The sequence below is a fragment of the Pleurocapsa sp. PCC 7327 genome, assembly GCF_000317025.1.
Lineage (GTDB): Bacteria > Cyanobacteriota > Cyanobacteriia > Cyanobacteriales > Microcystaceae > Hydrococcus.
This window is the reverse complement of record NC_019689.1, coordinates 2054037-2070386: the sequence shown is the minus strand read 5'-3', so window position 1 is coordinate 2070386 and position 16350 is coordinate 2054037. Positions and strand designations below refer to the sequence as shown.

Annotated in this window: 14 protein-coding genes and 1 pseudogene; 10 read left to right on the top strand and 5 right to left on the bottom strand. The window is 43.1% G+C overall.

Annotated elements, in window-relative coordinates; all coding sequences use genetic code 11:
- Nucleotides 1-77 precede the first annotated feature (77 nt).
- The 8 genes and pseudogenes from PLE7327_RS09230 to PLE7327_RS09195 all read left to right on the top strand — a co-directional run bounded on the left by PLE7327_RS09230 (nucleotide 78) and on the right by PLE7327_RS09195 (nucleotide 9243).
- Nucleotides 78-1586, top strand: coding sequence for a cell wall metabolism sensor histidine kinase WalK (locus PLE7327_RS09230; protein WP_015143579.1), 1509 nt, complete (start codon nucleotides 78-80; stop codon nucleotides 1584-1586).
- Between the two features lie 2 nt (nucleotides 1587-1588).
- Entirely contained in the window at nucleotides 1589-2257 is a 669-nt protein-coding gene (locus PLE7327_RS09225; RefSeq protein ID WP_015143578.1) for a response regulator transcription factor, read from the top strand.
- Between the two features lie 171 nt (nucleotides 2258-2428).
- A complete protein-coding gene (locus PLE7327_RS09220; protein ID WP_015143577.1) occupies nucleotides 2429-2800 on the top strand; it encodes a response regulator transcription factor in 372 nt (123 codons plus the stop codon).
- A gap of 634 nt (nucleotides 2801-3434) precedes the next feature.
- The gene (locus PLE7327_RS09215; protein WP_217523359.1) at nucleotides 3435-4520 is read left to right on the top strand and encodes a glycosyltransferase family protein; all 1086 of its coding nucleotides are present in this window, start codon (nucleotides 3435-3437) and stop codon (nucleotides 4518-4520) included.
- A 10-nt stretch (nucleotides 4521-4530) separates the two neighbouring features.
- A complete protein-coding gene (locus tag PLE7327_RS09210) occupies nucleotides 4531-5727 on the top strand; it encodes a glycosyltransferase family protein (RefSeq protein ID WP_015143575.1) in 1197 nt (398 codons plus the stop codon).
- Between the two features lie 63 nt (nucleotides 5728-5790).
- Entirely contained in the window at nucleotides 5791-7479 is a 1689-nt protein-coding gene (locus PLE7327_RS09205) for an ABC transporter ATP-binding protein (RefSeq protein WP_015143574.1), read from the top strand.
- A gap of 101 nt (nucleotides 7480-7580) precedes the next feature.
- Nucleotides 7581-8764: pseudogene (locus tag PLE7327_RS26480) on the top strand (RNA-guided endonuclease InsQ/TnpB family protein).
- The gene (locus PLE7327_RS09195) at nucleotides 8746-9243 is read left to right on the top strand and encodes an iron uptake porin (protein WP_083888292.1); all 498 of its coding nucleotides are present in this window, start codon (nucleotides 8746-8748) and stop codon (nucleotides 9241-9243) included. The pseudogene PLE7327_RS26480 and the gene PLE7327_RS09195 overlap by 19 nt, the downstream one beginning before the upstream one ends.
- Nucleotides 9244-9263: 20 nt before the next feature.
- Here the strand turns inward: PLE7327_RS09195 and PLE7327_RS09190 are convergent, their stop codons facing one another.
- Nucleotides 9264-9680, bottom strand: a complete 417-nt coding sequence (locus PLE7327_RS09190; RefSeq protein ID WP_015143573.1) for a hypothetical protein — start codon at nucleotides 9678-9680, stop codon at nucleotides 9264-9266.
- 277 nt (nucleotides 9681-9957) lie between these two features.
- Here PLE7327_RS09190 and PLE7327_RS09185 point away from each other — a divergent pair, with 277 nt between their 5' ends.
- Nucleotides 9958-11202, top strand: coding sequence for an FAD-dependent hydroxylase (locus tag PLE7327_RS09185; RefSeq protein ID WP_015143572.1), 1245 nt, complete (start codon nucleotides 9958-9960; stop codon nucleotides 11200-11202).
- A 13-nt stretch (nucleotides 11203-11215) separates the two neighbouring features.
- Here the strand turns inward: PLE7327_RS09185 and PLE7327_RS09180 are convergent, their stop codons facing one another.
- Entirely contained in the window at nucleotides 11216-11500 is a 285-nt protein-coding gene (locus PLE7327_RS09180; RefSeq protein WP_015143571.1) for a Txe/YoeB family addiction module toxin, read from the bottom strand.
- Nucleotides 11469-11777 carry a type II toxin-antitoxin system Phd/YefM family antitoxin gene (locus PLE7327_RS09175; protein WP_015143570.1) on the bottom strand — a complete coding sequence of 103 codons (309 nt, stop codon included), beginning with the start codon at nucleotides 11775-11777 and terminating at the stop codon, nucleotides 11469-11471. The genes PLE7327_RS09180 and PLE7327_RS09175 overlap by 32 nt, the downstream gene beginning before the upstream one ends.
- Before the next feature lie 170 nt (nucleotides 11778-11947).
- Here PLE7327_RS09175 and PLE7327_RS09170 point away from each other — a divergent pair, with 170 nt between their 5' ends.
- On the top strand, nucleotides 11948-13879 hold the full coding sequence (locus PLE7327_RS09170; RefSeq protein WP_015143569.1) for a S9 family peptidase: 1932 nt from the start codon (nucleotides 11948-11950) through the stop codon (nucleotides 13877-13879).
- A gap of 30 nt (nucleotides 13880-13909) precedes the next feature.
- Here PLE7327_RS09170 and rpmB read toward each other — a convergent pair whose 3' ends face one another.
- Both rpmB and htpG read right to left on the bottom strand, forming a co-directional pair.
- The gene (gene rpmB / locus PLE7327_RS09165) at nucleotides 13910-14146 is read right to left on the bottom strand and encodes a 50S ribosomal protein L28 (protein ID WP_015143568.1); all 237 of its coding nucleotides are present in this window, start codon (nucleotides 14144-14146) and stop codon (nucleotides 13910-13912) included.
- A gap of 120 nt (nucleotides 14147-14266) precedes the next feature.
- Nucleotides 14267-16273: a molecular chaperone HtpG gene (gene htpG / locus PLE7327_RS09160; protein ID WP_015143567.1), complete on the bottom strand. Its 2007-nt coding sequence runs from the start codon at nucleotides 16271-16273 to the stop codon at nucleotides 14267-14269.
- Nucleotides 16274-16350 lie beyond the last annotated feature (77 nt).

Genomic DNA, 16350 nt, shown 5'->3' with positions numbered 1-16350 from the left:
CGATGGGACTGACATCCGCCATTCATGCTTTTACCATATAGACTAAAACCCGACGACATCGAAAAACAGGGAAAGTCATGACGGTAGGGGCACAAGAGTCTGTTAACAAGGGCGATTTTTTAGCAAAGAAAACAAAAGAAAAGCGAACGCTCCGAGAGCGAGGATTTCTTTGGGAGACGCGAAATCGCATTTTTGCCTGGTATGGCATCCTCATGACAGGTTTTATCGGAATCTCAGTCCCTATTATTGCCGAGCTAGTCTTCAATGGAGTAGATAGGCGAGTCAAGGGAGAGTTAGTCGAAGAACTGGAAACCTTTAAGAGTTTCGTAGCACAACGATCTTCAGACTCGGACACATTTACCGAAGGAGATCTTAAGAAAATTTTCCAAGAATTTCTCTACCGCCAGATTCCAGAAGACGATACCTTTTTGATTACCTTTCTCAACGGTCGATTCTACCGATCCAGCCCTAGAGGACGACCCGAACTATTGCACGAAGAGTCTGAACTGATGCGGCGTTGGGCAAAATTGACCAAAAAAGAGCAAGGCGAAGAGAAAACCCCAGATCCAGAACTCGGCAACATTCTCTATTTGGCTACACCTGTCATAATTGATGGACGGGCAAGAGGCGCGTTGGTAATTGCCCATACGACGGCGGGAGAGAGGCAAGAAGCGATGGGAGTCATTATCATTGTCGCTTATGTCTTGCTAGTGGGTTTACTCTTGGCTTTAATTCTGGTGTGGGCGGCTTCTGGAAAGATATTAGCACCCTTGCGATCGCTCGCCTCCACAGCCCGTTCGATTAGCGAGTCAAATCTCAATAAAAGAATTCCCGTACAAAGCAGTGGAGAAATGGGGGAACTAGCGACAACCTTTAATAAAATGCTCGATCGCCTCCAAGCTGCTTTGACAACTCAGAAAACCTTTATCAACGATGCGAGTCACGAACTGCGAACCCCGATCGCGATCGTTCGAGGTCATCTAGAACTGATGGGCGACGATCCCCAAGAACAACAGGAAACCATCGAATTAGTAATCGATGAGTTGGATCGCATGAACCGCATGGTCGATGACTTGATTTTGTTGGCAAAGTCAGAACGCCCCAATTGTCTCCAATTGGAGACAATTGACATTAGCTTGCTGACGCAGGAACTCTGCACCAAAGCCGCTGCCCTAGCCGATCGCAACTGGCAACTAGACGCACAAGCGACAGGTTTCATTGTCGGCGATCGCCAGCGCCTGACGCAAGCAATGATGAATTTGACTGAAAATGCCGTCCAGTATACGACTGAAACGGATACTATTGCCATCGGAACCGCGATTGCACCCAATTGCGTTCGCTTGTGGGTGCGCGATACCGGAGTCGGGATTGCTGAGCGCGATCGAGAACGAATTTTTGAACACTTTGCCCGCGCTAGCAACAGCCGCCGACGTTCGGATGGTTCGGGGTTGGGATTATCCATCGTAAGAGCGATCGCACAAGCACATGGCGGTCGAGTGGAACTGGTTAGCCGAGTAGGAATTGGTTCGACCTTTACCCTCGTGTTGCCCCTAGAACCTCCTCAAGAGAAATTCGGGAGAAAATGAATATGAATCGTATTCTTATTGCAGAAGACGAACCGCGCATCGTTGCTTTTATAGAAAAAGGATTGCGTGCCAACGGATTTACTACCCTAGTTGCCACTAATGCCGATGAAGTTATCTCGATGGCATTGGGCAATAATTTCGATTTGCTGCTGTTGGACTTGGGACTTCCTGGCAAAGATGGTTTGTCGGTACTCGAAGAATTGTGCGGTCAAGGGGCAACCATACCGATTATTATCCTCACCGCCCGCGACGATATCAATGATAAATTAGCCGGACTCGAAGGCGGAGCAGATGATTACATGACAAAGCCATTTCGCTTTGAAGAACTGCTGGCACGCATTCGCCTGCGCCTGCGAAGTCAGCAGCGAGTCGCCATCAAAGAAGAAATGGAACTGAGGGTTGGCGAAGTCATGCTCAATTTGCGTACCCGCCAAGTTCGGGTTACGGGAAAAGATGTCGAACTATCGGCGCGAGAGTTTACCCTCTTAGAAACTTTGCTTCGTCATCAAGGACAAGTGATGAGTCGAGAGCAACTGCTCGATCGCGTTTGGGGTTACGATTACGATCCCGGCTCGAATATTGTTGATGTATACGTGGGTTATTTGCGCAAAAAGTTAGGCAGCGACTTAATCGAGACGGTTAGAGGTATGGGCTATCGATTGCGAGGATAAGATTGCATTCAAATTAAATGTCTTAAATTTCATCAACATCAAGTCTATTTGATGTGAGAAACGTCTCATCAAAATTTTAGATCTAACTCACGGAGAGTCATTATTCTGAGAATAGCTGAGTAGAAGTGCTTACTATACTCTTTTAGAAGATGATTCGGAAGGTGACAAACGATGAGCTGTATTCTCATTGCAGAAGACGAACGCCGCATCACTGCTTTTATTGACAAAGGTCTGCGAAAATATGGATTCAGTACTGCGATCGCTACAGATGGAGAACAGGCAGTGCTGATGGCTCAAAGCGATAAATTTGACCTGCTTTTGTTGGATTTAGGGCTTCTCGTCAAAGATGGGTGGACGGTACTAGCAGAACTTCGCCAGCAAGGAAAGCAACTTCCCATCATTATCGTAACCGCTCGCGATGACGTTGCAGAAAAAAAGGTAGGGTTACAATATGAGGCGAATGACTATCTAACCAAGCCTTTTCGCTTTCAAGATTTGCTAGCGCGAGTTCACAACCATCTCGGTTCGGGTTTGATGAAATAAGTATAATTCTCAAAAAATTGTTTGGCGATTAGCTAACAGTTATCAACTTAGGCAGCGTAAACCTTATGATTGGGCACAAGTTATAGCTTTGTGGCAAATACTTTTTCTGACATCACGAATTCTATCCAAGTTCAAAAAGTCAAAGTCCGGGTTCCATAAGGGTTTTAACTTATGCGATCGCGTTGCCCAACATTGGATAAAGTCGAGGTTAGCTAATAGCCAAGTTTTTTTCTAGAAATCCATTGGTCTTGCTCTCAAATATAGAAAAACTTTTTATGATTAACTCAATCTTAATTTTTTACCTAATTTTAAATCTTAAAAAATCATACTTGATTTCTCATAAATTCGATGAGAAAACTCTCATGATTTTCTTAAATTGCTTCATAAACACTTCACGAGCACTTCATAAGGAAATCCGAAGATAAGTATTAACGGTAGAGATACCGAAAGCAACTAAGGACTTGAAACAATGAGGCTGATAGTTTAGTCACACGATGCCTATGGTCTTGGTAATATTCGCAGAATGCTTGCTATTTGCAAGTACCTGTTAGATAGCGTACCAGAACTTTCGATCTTACTAATCTCTGGTTCTCCGGTATTACATAGTTTTCGGATGCCACAGGGACTAGATTACATGAAACTACCTTGTCTGGGACGCAGTGACACTGGCGAACTATCTGCCAAATATCTGAGAAAAGATCCTCAAGAAGTAACAAAATTGCGTTCTGAGATTATTAGAACGGCAGTTGTCAACTTTGAACCCGATCTAATTCTTGTCGATAAAAAACCTTACGGGTTGCAAGGAGAATTAAAATCTACTCTAACTTATTTAAAACAACATTTTCCCGTAACCAAACTGGTATTACTTCTGCGCGATATCCTCGATGCACCAGAAGTAACGATTAAGGACTGGCATCAAAATGATTACTATCATGCACTTCAAAGTTATTACGACCAAATTTTAGTCGTCGGAATGCCAGAAATTTTTGATATCACCAAAGAATATCGATTTCCTATTTCTCTATCCAAGAAAACAAAGTTTTGTGGCTATATTCGTAGAGAATATGGACATAAATCTACTCAATTAGTTCGTCAAGAACTGAAAGTAAAATCCAAGGAAAAATTGGTTTTAGTTACTCCGGGCGGTGGGGGCGATGGCTATTACTTAGTCGAGACTTATCTACAGGGATTAACGCAGCTTTCCGCCAAGCATAAAATCAAAAGCCTGATTATTTCTGGTACCGAAATGCCACAAGATCGAACCCAGGAATTATCTCAGATCGCCCAACAGTTTTCCCACGTACAAATGTCCGAGTTTACTGATGATATTGCTAGCTACATGGAGACTGCCGATGCTGTGGTTTGTATGGGAGGGTACAACACCATCTGCGAGGTTATTTCTCTGAGTAAAAGAGCGGTTGTGGTTCCTCGAATTAAACCCGTACAAGAACAATGGATTCGCGCCCAAAAAATGACAGAATTTGGTCTATTTAAAACCATTCATCCTAGCAAGCTAACATCTCAGTATCTCATAAATTCAGTTTTAGAACAATTAGAGCGTAATAGTAATTATCTCCCCGCTGTTGCTCGAATCGATCTAAATGCTTTGCCAAGAATTCAAGAATATATCTTGGAATTAGTGTTTGGTAAAGTTGTAGGCGATTGCACTCATTTTTTTATCATCAATTCGACAAAAAAATCTTTAATTTCAGTTAATTAAGAAGAGATTAATGATGAAAAAGATTTTGTTTTACTGCCAATATCTAACCGGAATGGGTCATTTGGTTCGGAGTACAGAAATTGTGCGCCAATTAGTTAAAGACTTTCAAGTTTATTGTATCAATGGAGGTCCAACCGTACCTGGGTTTGAAATTCCTTCTCAAGTAGAAATAGCTACGTTACCGCCTCTTTGGATAGAAAACGGACAACTTCAAGTCACTGATGGTTTTGCCAATATTGAAGAGGTGAAAGAAGCTAGGCGAAATGCATTAATTAACTTGTTCGATCGATTTAAACCCGATTGTTTAATTACGGAATTCTTTCCATTCGGTAGGCATAAACTTTTCTTTGAATTAATTCCTCTTCTAGACTATATCAAAGCTGTTGCCCCTTCAACCAAAATTATCTGTAGTGTCAGAGATATTGTTGGCAGAACCGATCTCGATAAAGAAGAAGAGACTATTTGTCAATTAACCAGCAAATATTTTAATTGTATTTTATTCCATGCCGATCCTAAGTTTCAGAAACTAGAAGAAAGCTTTTCTAGAGTTAAGGATCTCAATTGCAAAGTAAAATACACGGGGTTTGTAGCTCAATCGAGCCCGGAAAATAACGATTTGAGTGAGTTTGATTTGGCTAATCTAAACCGAAAAGAACCAATAATATTAGTTAGTATTGGCGGCGGAATAATTGGATATGATCTACTAAAATATGTTATTCAATCCAGTTCCATTTTGCGAAAAAAATTGCCCCATCATATCCAAATATTTACTGGTTCTTTTATGCCAGAAGAGCAATTCTTACAACTCAAGCAAGCTGCTTTGAGTAAAAGTAATGTTACCTTACAAAGATATACCTCAAATCTGATGGCTTATATGAGAAAAGCCGACCTTTCCATCAGTTTGACCGGATATAACACAACTATGAATATTCTCAGAACTGGCGTTCGTTCGCTAGTCGTTCCTATCGGTCACTACAGTTACGATAAAGAGCGAGTAATTAGAACCAAGAAATTAGAAAAGTTAGGAATTGTTGAGGTTATCGAACCTGAAGATTTAGAGCCAGCTTATCTAGCTAAAAAAATCATGAACTGTTTGCTAAAAATTCAGATTCAAAAGCAAATTATCTCTTCGATCTTCAAGGTGCAGAAAAAAACGACTTTCTTTTTGAAAGAATTACTTGAAAAATCTGTTCTTACTGCTGCTTAATTGGCGGTCTATAATTATCTAATCTTGAACTCTAAAGCTGGTCACTGGTCACTGATAACTAATATGAGCGATCGCGCCAAAGAAAAAGATTTGAAAAAAATTATGCCAGGAATGATGCGTATTGGTCGCAGATTTTTGCCCTACATTCGCAAGCGACAATTATTAATTGCGGGTTCATTTTTAGCCCTTCTCGTCGAAACTGGGTTCCGATTACTAGAACCTTGGTCCCTGAAATTCGTTTTTGACCACGTTCTAGTAACAGAAACGAATAACGATTCTTTAAAAGTTATAGTAAGTCACGGAATCGATCCGATGCTGCTGCTGGCGCTTCTAGCGCTATCAATCGTAGTCATTTCTGTGCTGGGTAGTTTTGCTGCATATCTGAGTACTTTTGGCATGGCGCTAGCATCGGTGCAGATATTAACCGACATTCGCAGCGATCTTTACAGTCATCTACAGCGCTTATCGCTTACCTTTCACATGCAGCACAAAAGTGGGGATTTAATTACCCGCGTGACTGCCGATATCGATCGCATCAAACTCACTATCGTCAAAGTCATTCTTCCTTTAGTAACTAATATTGTCGCTTTAGTCGGCATGTTAGTCGTTATGAGTTGGATGAATTGGGAATTATCTGCGATCGCGCTGACAATATTTCCCCTATTTTACTTTTCCATGACGCGCTTAATCGGTCGCATTCGCCATGTTAGCCGAGAACATCGCAAGTTTCAAGGGATCTTAGCAGCAACCACCAGCGAAACCATTGGTGCGATCGAAGTCGTACAAGCACTTTCTTTGCATAACCAACTCGAAGACATCTTTGAGCAACAAAACAATATAACCCTCAATCATGGGGCAAAATCTCTCAAACTCTTAGCAGTTCTCCAACGCACCGTACAGATTTTGATTGCGCTGACTATTGCCCTAGTTTTGTGGCGAGGATCGCACCTAGTCATCCAAAAAACCCTAACTCCTGGCGATTTGCTAGTCTTTATCACCTACCTGAAAAACGCTTTTGAACCAATACGCAAACTGTCCAATCAATTTAGTGAGATTGCCAAAGCAACCGCTTCTGGAGAAAGAATTATCGACGTTCTCGACTACGAACCCCACGTTCGCAACTTGCCTCGTGCCAAACCCGCGCATCCCTTCTTCGGTGCGGTACGTTTCGAGAATGTGACCTTCGCTTACGAATCTGGCAAGGCAATTTTACAGAACATCTCTTTTGAAGCACAACCCGGTCAAAAAGTTGCCGTCGTTGGTGCTTCTGGAGGCGGCAAATCAACCCTAATCAGTCTCATTCTCCGCCTCTACGATCCCAATTCTGGTCGCATCCTCATCGACGGACAGGATTTGGGCGAATATACTCTCGACTCCCTGCGACAGCAGATTGGTGTCGTCCTGCAAGAGAGTATCTTATTTGCCGCCAGCATCCGCGAAAACATTGCCTACGGGAAATTGGGTGCAACGGATGCAGAAATAGAGCAAGCAGCAAAAATAGCAAATGCTCACGACTTTATTATGAACCTGCCCGATGGTTACGAGACAGTTTTAGGGGAGAGAGGATGTACGCTGTCGGGTGGACAAAGACAGCGAATTGCGATCGCGCGCGCTGCCATTCGCAAAGCACCCATCGTCATCCTCGACGAACCCACTACGGGGTTAGATAATGCCAGCGAACAGGCAGTCAATAAAGCACTCAATCGACTCACCCAAGGACGAACAACCTTTCTCATCTCTCACAATAAATAGGCTTTAGCCCTTGGAAGCCACGCCGTTTCAACGGCAGTGGAGGAAGAGTTTGAGGCTTTAGCCGTTCTCCTGTTTGTTTCATATGTGACATAATGTTTCTTATGGAACAAGTACTGACAATTGTTGGCAAACTCAAGCCATCTATAGAAATTGCCCAAGAAATTGAGGCAACACTTTTTGCTTTTGCTGATGCTTGTAACTATGCCAATGAGCAAGTGAAGTCGAGCATAACCAGCAAAACAACTATTCAAAACATGGTCTATCAAACCATCAGAGAAAAGTTTGGTTTGAGTGCAAATCTAGCTGTCAGAGCTTGTGCTAGGGTGGGAGCTAATCGTAAAACAGCTAAGTTGAAAAACAAACCAGTTAAAAAGTTTGCCCCAACAAGTGCTGATTACGATGCTCGGATTTTTACTTACAGAGAAAAGGACGAATCGGTCAGTCTTAGCTTGAAGAGTGGTAGATTCCATATTCTATTAGATATTGGCAATTACCAACGAGGAAAACTTAAAGGGAGAAAACCTACTTCTGCTCAACTGTGTAAGCATCGCGACGGTAAATATTACATCCATATACAAATTAAGGATGAGCCGCCCAAACTGATTAACTCTGATAGAGTTATTGGGGTGGACTTCGGACGAACTGATATTGCTGTAACATCTGATAATCAAAAATGGTCTGGAAAACAAATAACGACCGTTAGAGATAAATATTCTCAAATCCGTGCTTCTCTCCAAAAAAAGCATCGAAAGGCACAAGAAGCAGTCGGCGTAGATGCAGACGGCTTGTGAAACTGTTGTCGATGAGAGAGAGAAGATTTCAGGCGTGGGTTAACCACAACATCAGCAAAACCATCATCAGGCAAGCACTTAAAGATAATGCTCTTGTTGCCATAGAAGATTTGACGGGTATTCGAGAGCAAACCAACAAAAATCCGAGAACTAAGCGAGAAAGAAGACTTAGTAATAGTTGGAGTTTTTACCAACTTCGCTCGTTTCTTGAGTACAAAGGGATTAGATATGGCGTTGAGGTTTTGGCAGTTCCACCTCAATACACGAGCAGAACTTGCCATCGCTGCCTCCATATTGGCTTGCGTTCTGGAAAATCTTTTAAATGTATTAATAGTGCTTGTCTGTGGCATAGTGATGCTGATTGGAACGGCAGTTTAAACATTGCTGCTATTGGAGCATCCGTAAGTAGGCTCGGAGGTTCGGGTTATCTTTGTTGTTCTCTCAACAGAGATGATTCAGGGCTACTAAAAGCTACCTGGCTTCAGCCAGCGTAGAAACTTACTCTTATAATGATTCAAACCTGAAAACAGGAACGGGTAGTCTGAGGTCTCAACTCGATCTCGATCGCCCAGTAGTCGGTAACTCCTATAGTTTAGAAGTGTCTTGGCAACTTGCTCCCAAATTTGCCATTGGAGGTTGGGTAGGATTTACCGATGCAACCGCGATCGACCTCGGTGAAGCTGATGTTTGGAACTATGCTCTCACTCTCGCTTTCCCCGATCTCGGCCAAGAAGGAAATCTCCTCGGCGTTATCGTCGGTCAAGAACCTAAATTAACTGGTACGAGTGGTTTTCTTATTAATGGTAGAAGAAACGATCTAGACGCGTCGCTGCACGTAGAAACTTTTTACCGACATCAGATAAGAGACAATCTTTCGATTACTCCTGGTTTAATCTGGATTACAGCCTCTAACCACAATAACAATAATAGCGATCTTGTCGTCTTAACAGTTAGAACAACTTTTGAGTTCTAGTTGGTTATTGATTTCTCTGTCTAAGGTTTCCCAATAAATCCAAATATTTTTGCAAATCCGCCAAGGATAGTAATGATTAAAGCCACGAATACCCCACGATTAATAAAATCCACGCTATCAATCCGCTTGCTCAGACCAATAACTTTTTCATCAAGCGTATTAATTTGACCGCTCAATTTTTCGTCTACAGCATTAATTTGACCGCTCAATTTTTCGTCTACAGCATTAATTTGACCGCTCAATCTTTCATCTAAAGCATTAATTTGCCCAGACAATTTTTCTTCTGTACGAGTTTGTCCTATTTCCAGCTTGTTAAGACGTTCGTCTATCTTGTCAAACTTTGCCTCGAACTTTTCATCTATCTTATCTAGTTTCTGATTAATTTGTTCGAGCGCTTTACTGAGGTCGGTCGTGATTTGTATCGGTGTATTAGACATTTTGTAAATTCCTGTTAGGTGCAAAAGTTTTTATATATCCCCTGGTTACTCCCAGGAGATTAACTTTATTATCTGCAAAATTGCCTCCGGCACGCTACGCGATCGCAATGCTTAAATTCGGTGTCTATAATCGTTCTTGGTAGCTGCCAGAGTGCTCTTCAAATACATATCTGTCTGAATTGAGCATTTGGTGCTGCCTGTTGAAAAAAGTAGGCAAAAAAACTTACAATCAAAGAAAAATGAATTTTTGTTTATTTTCTAAAAAAATCGTTAAAAAATGACGTTAGAACGGCAAAGTCATTTAAGGGAGAGCCTCGATTTAAATTTTGATTGCGATTTGGCGATCGTTGGCGGAGGGATTGTTGGAACAACGCTAGCTGCCGCTTTAAAAGATTCTAAGCTCAAAATCCTCTTAATAGAAGCGCAACCTTTTGAAGTCGCAGCCGCAAGGAGACAAGCTTACGCGCTTTCCGTGCTTTCTGGTCGAGTTTTTGAGGGAATCGGCATTTGGAAAGAGATATTTCCTTATATTGGTAAATTTTGCCACATTCGCTTATCTGATGCCGATTATCCCGGCATAGTCAAATTTCACACCAGCGATTTAGGGACGGAATATCTAGGATACGTTGCCGAACATCACGTTGTCTTAAAAGCTTTGCAAGAGTTTATCGCCAACTGTTCTAACGTTAGCTGGTTGTGTCCGGCAGAAGTGATAGCAGTCGATTATCAACACTCTGGCGCGACAATATCAGTAAAAGTCGAAGGCGAACAGCAACAAATTAGGACCAAATTAGTAGTGGGGGCAGACGGAGCGCGATCGCGAATTCGTTCTTTGGCAGGAATTAAAACAAAAGGCTGGAAATATTGGCAATCGTGCGTCGCTTTTACGATTAAACACCAAGCTACTGCTAACGAGACGGCTTTTGAACGTTTTTGGCCCGCGGGACCGATGGGCATTCTACCCCTACCCGGAAATCGCTGTCAAATTGTTTGGACGGCACCCCACGATCGAGCAAAAACTTTACAAGAATTGGACGAGAAGGAATTTTTGGCAAAACTGGAATATCATACGGGTGGATTGCTGGGGCGATTGGAAATGGCGAGCGATCGCTATTTGTTTCCGGTACAGTTAATGCAGTGCGATCGCTATACGAAATCCAGACTGGCTTTAATTGGCGATGCAGCGCACTGCTGCCATCCCGTCGGCGGACAAGGCTTAAATCTCGGCATTCGAGATGCAGCGGCACTAGCACAAGTTTTAAAAGAGGCACGCGAGAAAGAAGAAGATATTGGCGATATTCGCGTCTTAAAACGCTACGAACGCTGGCGCAAGCCAGAGAATTTGACCATTTTAGGATTTACAGATTTCTTAGATCGGCTATTTTCTAATAACTGGTTGCCCATTGTAGCGGTGCGTCGTCTGGGGTTATTGATGCTGCACCATCTGCCACTGTTGAAAATTTTTGCTCTTCAATTGATGACGGGTTTGAAGGGACGAAAGCCACAATTAGCACAGCATTAGATATTAGGTTAACTCAATATACAAGACGATCCTTTTCCGTCAGACGGCGCGACCAAACATTTCCATCCTGATACTTCAACCGTTCTGGTTTTCCAGTTCCTATAAAAGGATTGCGCCTAATCTCTTCCACCAGAGATAAAAGACGCAGTGAAATTTTTCTATTAGTTTTTACCCAATAAGTAAGGTCTTCGAGAAAGCTAACGTCAAATACCAGATCCCGTTCTAAATTTTCTTTTAAAATCGAGTCAGATTCTGATTCTAACTCATCAGGCTGAGAGGGTTTCTTTTTCTTGGTCAAGTCCTAACTCCTGACGCAACTCTTCTAGAGTTTTTGGTTGATTCGTTCTAGCTTTTGCTCTTTGTAAAGCGTTTAACAGGCGCACTGCATTCTCATGAGACTCGAACAGATAAACTGTCTCCATCAGGCTTTCTAATTCAGCAGTCGGAATAACAGATACGCTTTCAGAATCTTCACGAGTAATCTCTATCGGTTGACGAGTCGCAATGACCTCATTATAAATTTCGTCAAAATTGCTACAAGCGTCAGTATAAGTTTTTTTGCTTAGGCTTAACATCGTTATTGTTAGTATCAACTAATTTAATTGTAAGTTATTTCATTTGCTTAACCTAATCGTCTAAGGCTAATAAACAATGTTTTACAAGAATACCAAGAACCCGAACTATCTGTCTTCAGAATCTGGAACAATAGTAGAAAAGACGAAACCATCATCGAGAAATCTACACTATGACCTCCCCTCAAACCGCTCCCTATGGTTCTTGGAAATCGCCGATTACCTCAGATCTCATCGTCGCAGGAACGATTGGACTGGGAGGCGTTGCCTTTGATGGCGAGGATATTTATTGGTTAGAAGGACGACCGACGGAAGGAGGAAGAAACGTACTCGTCAGGCGCACTCCTGATGGAACTGTAACAGATATTACGCCGCGACCTTTTAACGTGCGTACTCGCGTCCACGAATACGGCGGCGGTTCATACCTAATAGTCGATGGCACGATTTACTTTTCCAATTTTGCCGACCAACGGATTTATAAACAAACGCGAGGTTCCCAACCGCAACCCCTAACACCAGAATCAAAGCGACGCTACGCAGATGCAATCATTGACTCACAACGAAATCGCTTGATTTGTATTTGCGAAGACCATACGCAAGCAGATAGAGAACCAGAAAATACAATAGTCAGCGTCGATTTAGATACTGGTGAAGTTCGGGTATTAGTTTCGGGTAGCGATTTCTATTCTTCTCCCCGTTTGTGTACCAATGGTACACATTTAGCATGGATGAGTTGGAATCATCCCAATATGCCTTGGGACGAGTCGCAACTATGGATTGCAACCATCAATGCCGATGGTTCGCTTGGCGAAGCAACATGTATTGCCGGAGGAACCGAAGAATCTATTGGCGAACCGCGATGGTCGCCCGACGGGAGGTTATATTTTTCTAGCGATCGCACGGGTTGGTGGAATCTCTATCGCTACAATCGAGATGGAACAATTGAATCTCTGTGCGAAATGGAGGCAGAGTTTGCCTACCCTCATTGGGTGTTTGGACTTTCTAACTACGGATTTGCCTCTGAATCTCGAATTATTTGCACCTATACCCAAAATGGAAGTTGGTATTTAGCTAGTTTGGATGCCAATACCAAACAACTCCAACCTATCGATACGCCTTACAATAACATTTCCTCGCTTCGGGTACGGGAAAATAAAATTCTCTTCATCGGCGGTTCGCCAACACAACAAACGGCAGTAGTTATACTAGACTTGGAGACGGGGAAAACAGAGATTCTCAAACGATCCAGCGATCTAGAAATCGATCCTGGATATTTATCTATCCCAGAAGCGCTCGCATTTCCGACAGAAAACGGTCTAACTGCCTACGCTTGGTATTATCCGCCCAAAAATAAAGATTGCGTCGCACCAGAAGGAGAATTACCTCCCCTACTGGTCAAAAGTCATGGCGGTCCGACTGCTGCTGCCTCAGCTAGCTTAAACTTAAGGGTTCAGTATTGGACGAGTCGCGGGTTTGCCTATTTGGACGTTAACTATGGAGGAAGTACGGGTTACGGGCGAGAATATCGCCAACGGTTGGATAGAAACTGGGGAATTGTGGACGTAGACGACTGCGTTAATGCGGCAAAATATCTCGTCCGACAAGGAAAAGCGGACGGCAATCGCATGGCGATTTCTGGCGGTAGTGCGGGGGGATATACAACCCTAGCTGCCCTTACTTTTAAAGATACCTTTAAAGCAGGAGCCAGTTATTATGGAGTCAGCGATTTAGAGGTATTGGTAAGGGATACCCATAAGTTTGAATCGCACTACCTCGATCGCTTAGTTGGTAAATATCCCGAACAGAAAGCTATTTACGAAACGCGATCGCCCATTTATCATATCAATCGCCTTTCCTGTCCCGTTATCTTTTTCCAAGGACTAGAAGATCGAGTCGTCCCTCCCAATCAAGCGGAAATGATGGTGGACGTTTTGAAAAAGAAAGGATTGCCCGTCGCTTACGTTCCTTTTGAGGGCGAACAACATGGTTTTCGTCGTGCCGAAAATATCAAATGCGCCTTAGACGGGGAATTTTACTTTTATTCTCGCGTGTTTGGATTCGAGCCTGCCGACGCGATCGCGCCAATCGCGATCGATAATTTGTAAGGGCGGGTCTCAAAACCTGCCCCTACCTGGTTAAAATTTATTGAGATTAACACCAGCTTCTTTTGCCATCGCGTCTATTCCTTTCTTCTCTAACGTTTTGATAGCTTTTGTCGAAAGGCGCAGCCTCACCCAGCGATTGCCTTCGGGCCACCAAATCCGCTTCCACTGCAAGTTCGCCTGCTGTAGCTTCTTGGTGCGGCGGTGGGAGTGAGAAATGGCATAGGCATTATTCGCCTTTTTGCCAGTTAACTGACATCTGCGAGACATAAAATTTCTCCTGTATCTGTTTTCTACCCAATTTCCAACCTTTCTAGTTTAACCTGAGTTTTGAATAAAAAAGCCCAAAAGTAGGGACAAGGAATACCTTGCCCTACCAAAAAAGGGATACTAAATTTTCTCCATCAGTTTCGTTAACACCTGATTAGATCGTTCCACAAAAGCTTTCATGCCTTCGGCATCGAAGCCTTTCTGTGCTATCAATGCCAAATCATAAACATGGCGACACAGCATCTTCGCCAATTCGCCAGAGGGGGATTCTCCAGTCCCTTGCACGATACTTCCCTGAGCGAGTTGGGCAATCTTTTGAATTAGAGGATGAGAAGTATTAATCAACAGAATGTGTTCTTCTGGGAATCCCATCTCTTGTTGCTGCGTCAAAGCCGTCAATTCCCGCAATCGCCGCATGGATTCGGGCAAAAGTACCATCGCGGAAGGCGTTTCTTGAGGATTGTCAGATTTAAGGGATTCGGTACGAATATTGACTTTGGGCTTATTGATAGCTTTCTCGAACAGTTCCTTAATCTGTTGGTTGCGGGTTTTATTGGTAGTAGGATCGACGATTTCGCTGCTTTTATCTTGTTCGAGTAAAGTTTTATCGAGTTCCGCATCGACGCGGGAGAATTTAACGTTGGAGTAGTCGTATTCGAGGAAGGGGATATAGTAATTGGTGTCGATGAAGGAGTCCATAAATAGGACTTCTAGACCTTGTTTTTTATACAATTCGACATAAGTTGCCTGAGTAGCTTCATCGGTACAATAAAAGACGCGATTTTCGTGGCGGTCTTTATTGCGTTCTAGATAGGCTTTCAGGGTAGTATATCCGGCTTTTTCGTAAGTCGATGGAGAACTGCTCGACTCTTCCTGTTGGGGAGTTACGTCTTGCCAGATATCTTCCTCTGTTTGCACTTCAATGGTAGGAGTCGCACTGTCTGCTTTTTGTTCGGTTTCGGCACTTTTGTAGGTGGTGCGATAGATTAGGATGTCTTCGACTTGCTTTCTGAATTTGTCGTCTTTGAGAGAACCGAATTTAATGAAATTGCCGACATCTTGCCAACAGTGAATGTACTCTTCAACATTTTCGTTGTAAAGAGATTTGAGGCGATCGGCAATTTTTTTGGCAATGAAATCGGCAATGCGGCGGACGGTGCGATCGTTGGTTAGGGCGCTGCGAGAGACGTTGAGGGGAATGTCGGGACTGTCAATAACTCCCCGTAGCGGTCTGAGAAATTCGGGGATAATCTCTTCACAGTGGTCGTTAACAAATACCTGATTGCAGAAGAGTTTAATATGTCCTTTACTCACATCAACATCGGGTCGAAGTTTGGGAAAGTAGAGAATGCCGTTGAGCAGGAAAGGATAATCTGTATTCAAGTGTACCCAGAGCAGGGGATCTTCTTGGAAGGGATAGAGGTAGCGATAAAACTCTAAATAATCTTCTTTCGTGAGATTTTGAGGCGATTCCTTCCACAATGCCCGTTGTTTGTTAATCGCTTCATTCTCAAACTTGATGGGCACGGACATGAAATCGGAATAGGTTTTCACCAATTGTTTGATCCGGGCAGGTTCGAGATATTCTAGTTCCTCGTCCATCAAGGTGAGAGTGATGGTAGTTCCGATTTGGGTGCGGGAAGATTCGCTCAATTCAAATTCAGGCGAACCATCGCACGACCAATGTACGGGTTTAGCGCCTTCTTTATAGGAAAGGGTATCGATTTCGACTTTCTTGGCAACCATGAAAGCAGAATAGAAACCCAGCCCGAAGTGACCGATGAGATCGTTTGCTGATTTTTGATACTTTTGAATAAAGTCTTCTGCGCTAGAAAAAGCAACCTGATTAATATATTTCTTAACTTCCTCGGCAGTCATGCCAATGCCATTATCGGAAACCGAGAGGGTTTTGTTCTCTTTATCAACGGTAATGACAATTTCGGGTTCGCTGAGTTCGCCCTTGACCTCTCCTGCCAGGGATGCCATTTTTAGTTTGGAGATAGCATCCACCGCATTAGAAATCAGCTCTCGCAAGAAAATTTCATGGTCGGTGTAGAGCGATTTCTTGATAATCGGAAAGATATTCTCGGTATGAATAGTAATATTGCCTTTTTCGAGTACGGTCATAGCGCTTTCTCTTAAGATTAACGGATCCTAATTACCGATTTTGACCGATCGCGACCCGATCCACACTTCAACAAGAA

Excerpts from the sequence above, each read along its gene's own strand:
- PLE7327_RS09185 (WP_015143572.1), top strand. The coding sequence starts at position 9,958 with ATGACGTTAGAACGGCAAAGTCATTTAAGGGAGAGCCTCGATTTAAAT.
- PLE7327_RS09230 (WP_015143579.1), top strand. The coding sequence starts at position 78 with ATGACGGTAGGGGCACAAGAGTCTGTTAACAAGGGCGATTTTTTAGCA.
- PLE7327_RS09215 (WP_217523359.1), top strand. The coding sequence starts at position 3,435 with ATGAAACTACCTTGTCTGGGACGCAGTGACACTGGCGAACTATCTGCC.
- PLE7327_RS09175 (WP_015143570.1), bottom strand. The coding sequence starts at position 11,777 with ATGTTAAGCCTAAGCAAAAAAACTTATACTGACGCTTGTAGCAATTTT.
- PLE7327_RS09170 (WP_015143569.1), top strand. The coding sequence starts at position 11,948 with ATGACCTCCCCTCAAACCGCTCCCTATGGTTCTTGGAAATCGCCGATT.
- htpG (WP_015143567.1), bottom strand. The coding sequence starts at position 16,273 with ATGACCGTACTCGAAAAAGGCAATATTACTATTCATACCGAGAATATC.
- PLE7327_RS09205 (WP_015143574.1), top strand. The coding sequence starts at position 5,791 with ATGAGCGATCGCGCCAAAGAAAAAGATTTGAAAAAAATTATGCCAGGA.
- PLE7327_RS09190 (WP_015143573.1), bottom strand. The coding sequence starts at position 9,680 with ATGTCTAATACACCGATACAAATCACGACCGACCTCAGTAAAGCGCTC.
- PLE7327_RS09220 (WP_015143577.1), top strand. The coding sequence starts at position 2,429 with ATGAGCTGTATTCTCATTGCAGAAGACGAACGCCGCATCACTGCTTTT.
- PLE7327_RS09210 (WP_015143575.1), top strand. The coding sequence starts at position 4,531 with ATGATGAAAAAGATTTTGTTTTACTGCCAATATCTAACCGGAATGGGT.
- rpmB (WP_015143568.1), bottom strand. The coding sequence starts at position 14,146 with ATGTCTCGCAGATGTCAGTTAACTGGCAAAAAGGCGAATAATGCCTAT.
- PLE7327_RS09225 (WP_015143578.1), top strand. The coding sequence starts at position 1,589 with ATGAATCGTATTCTTATTGCAGAAGACGAACCGCGCATCGTTGCTTTT.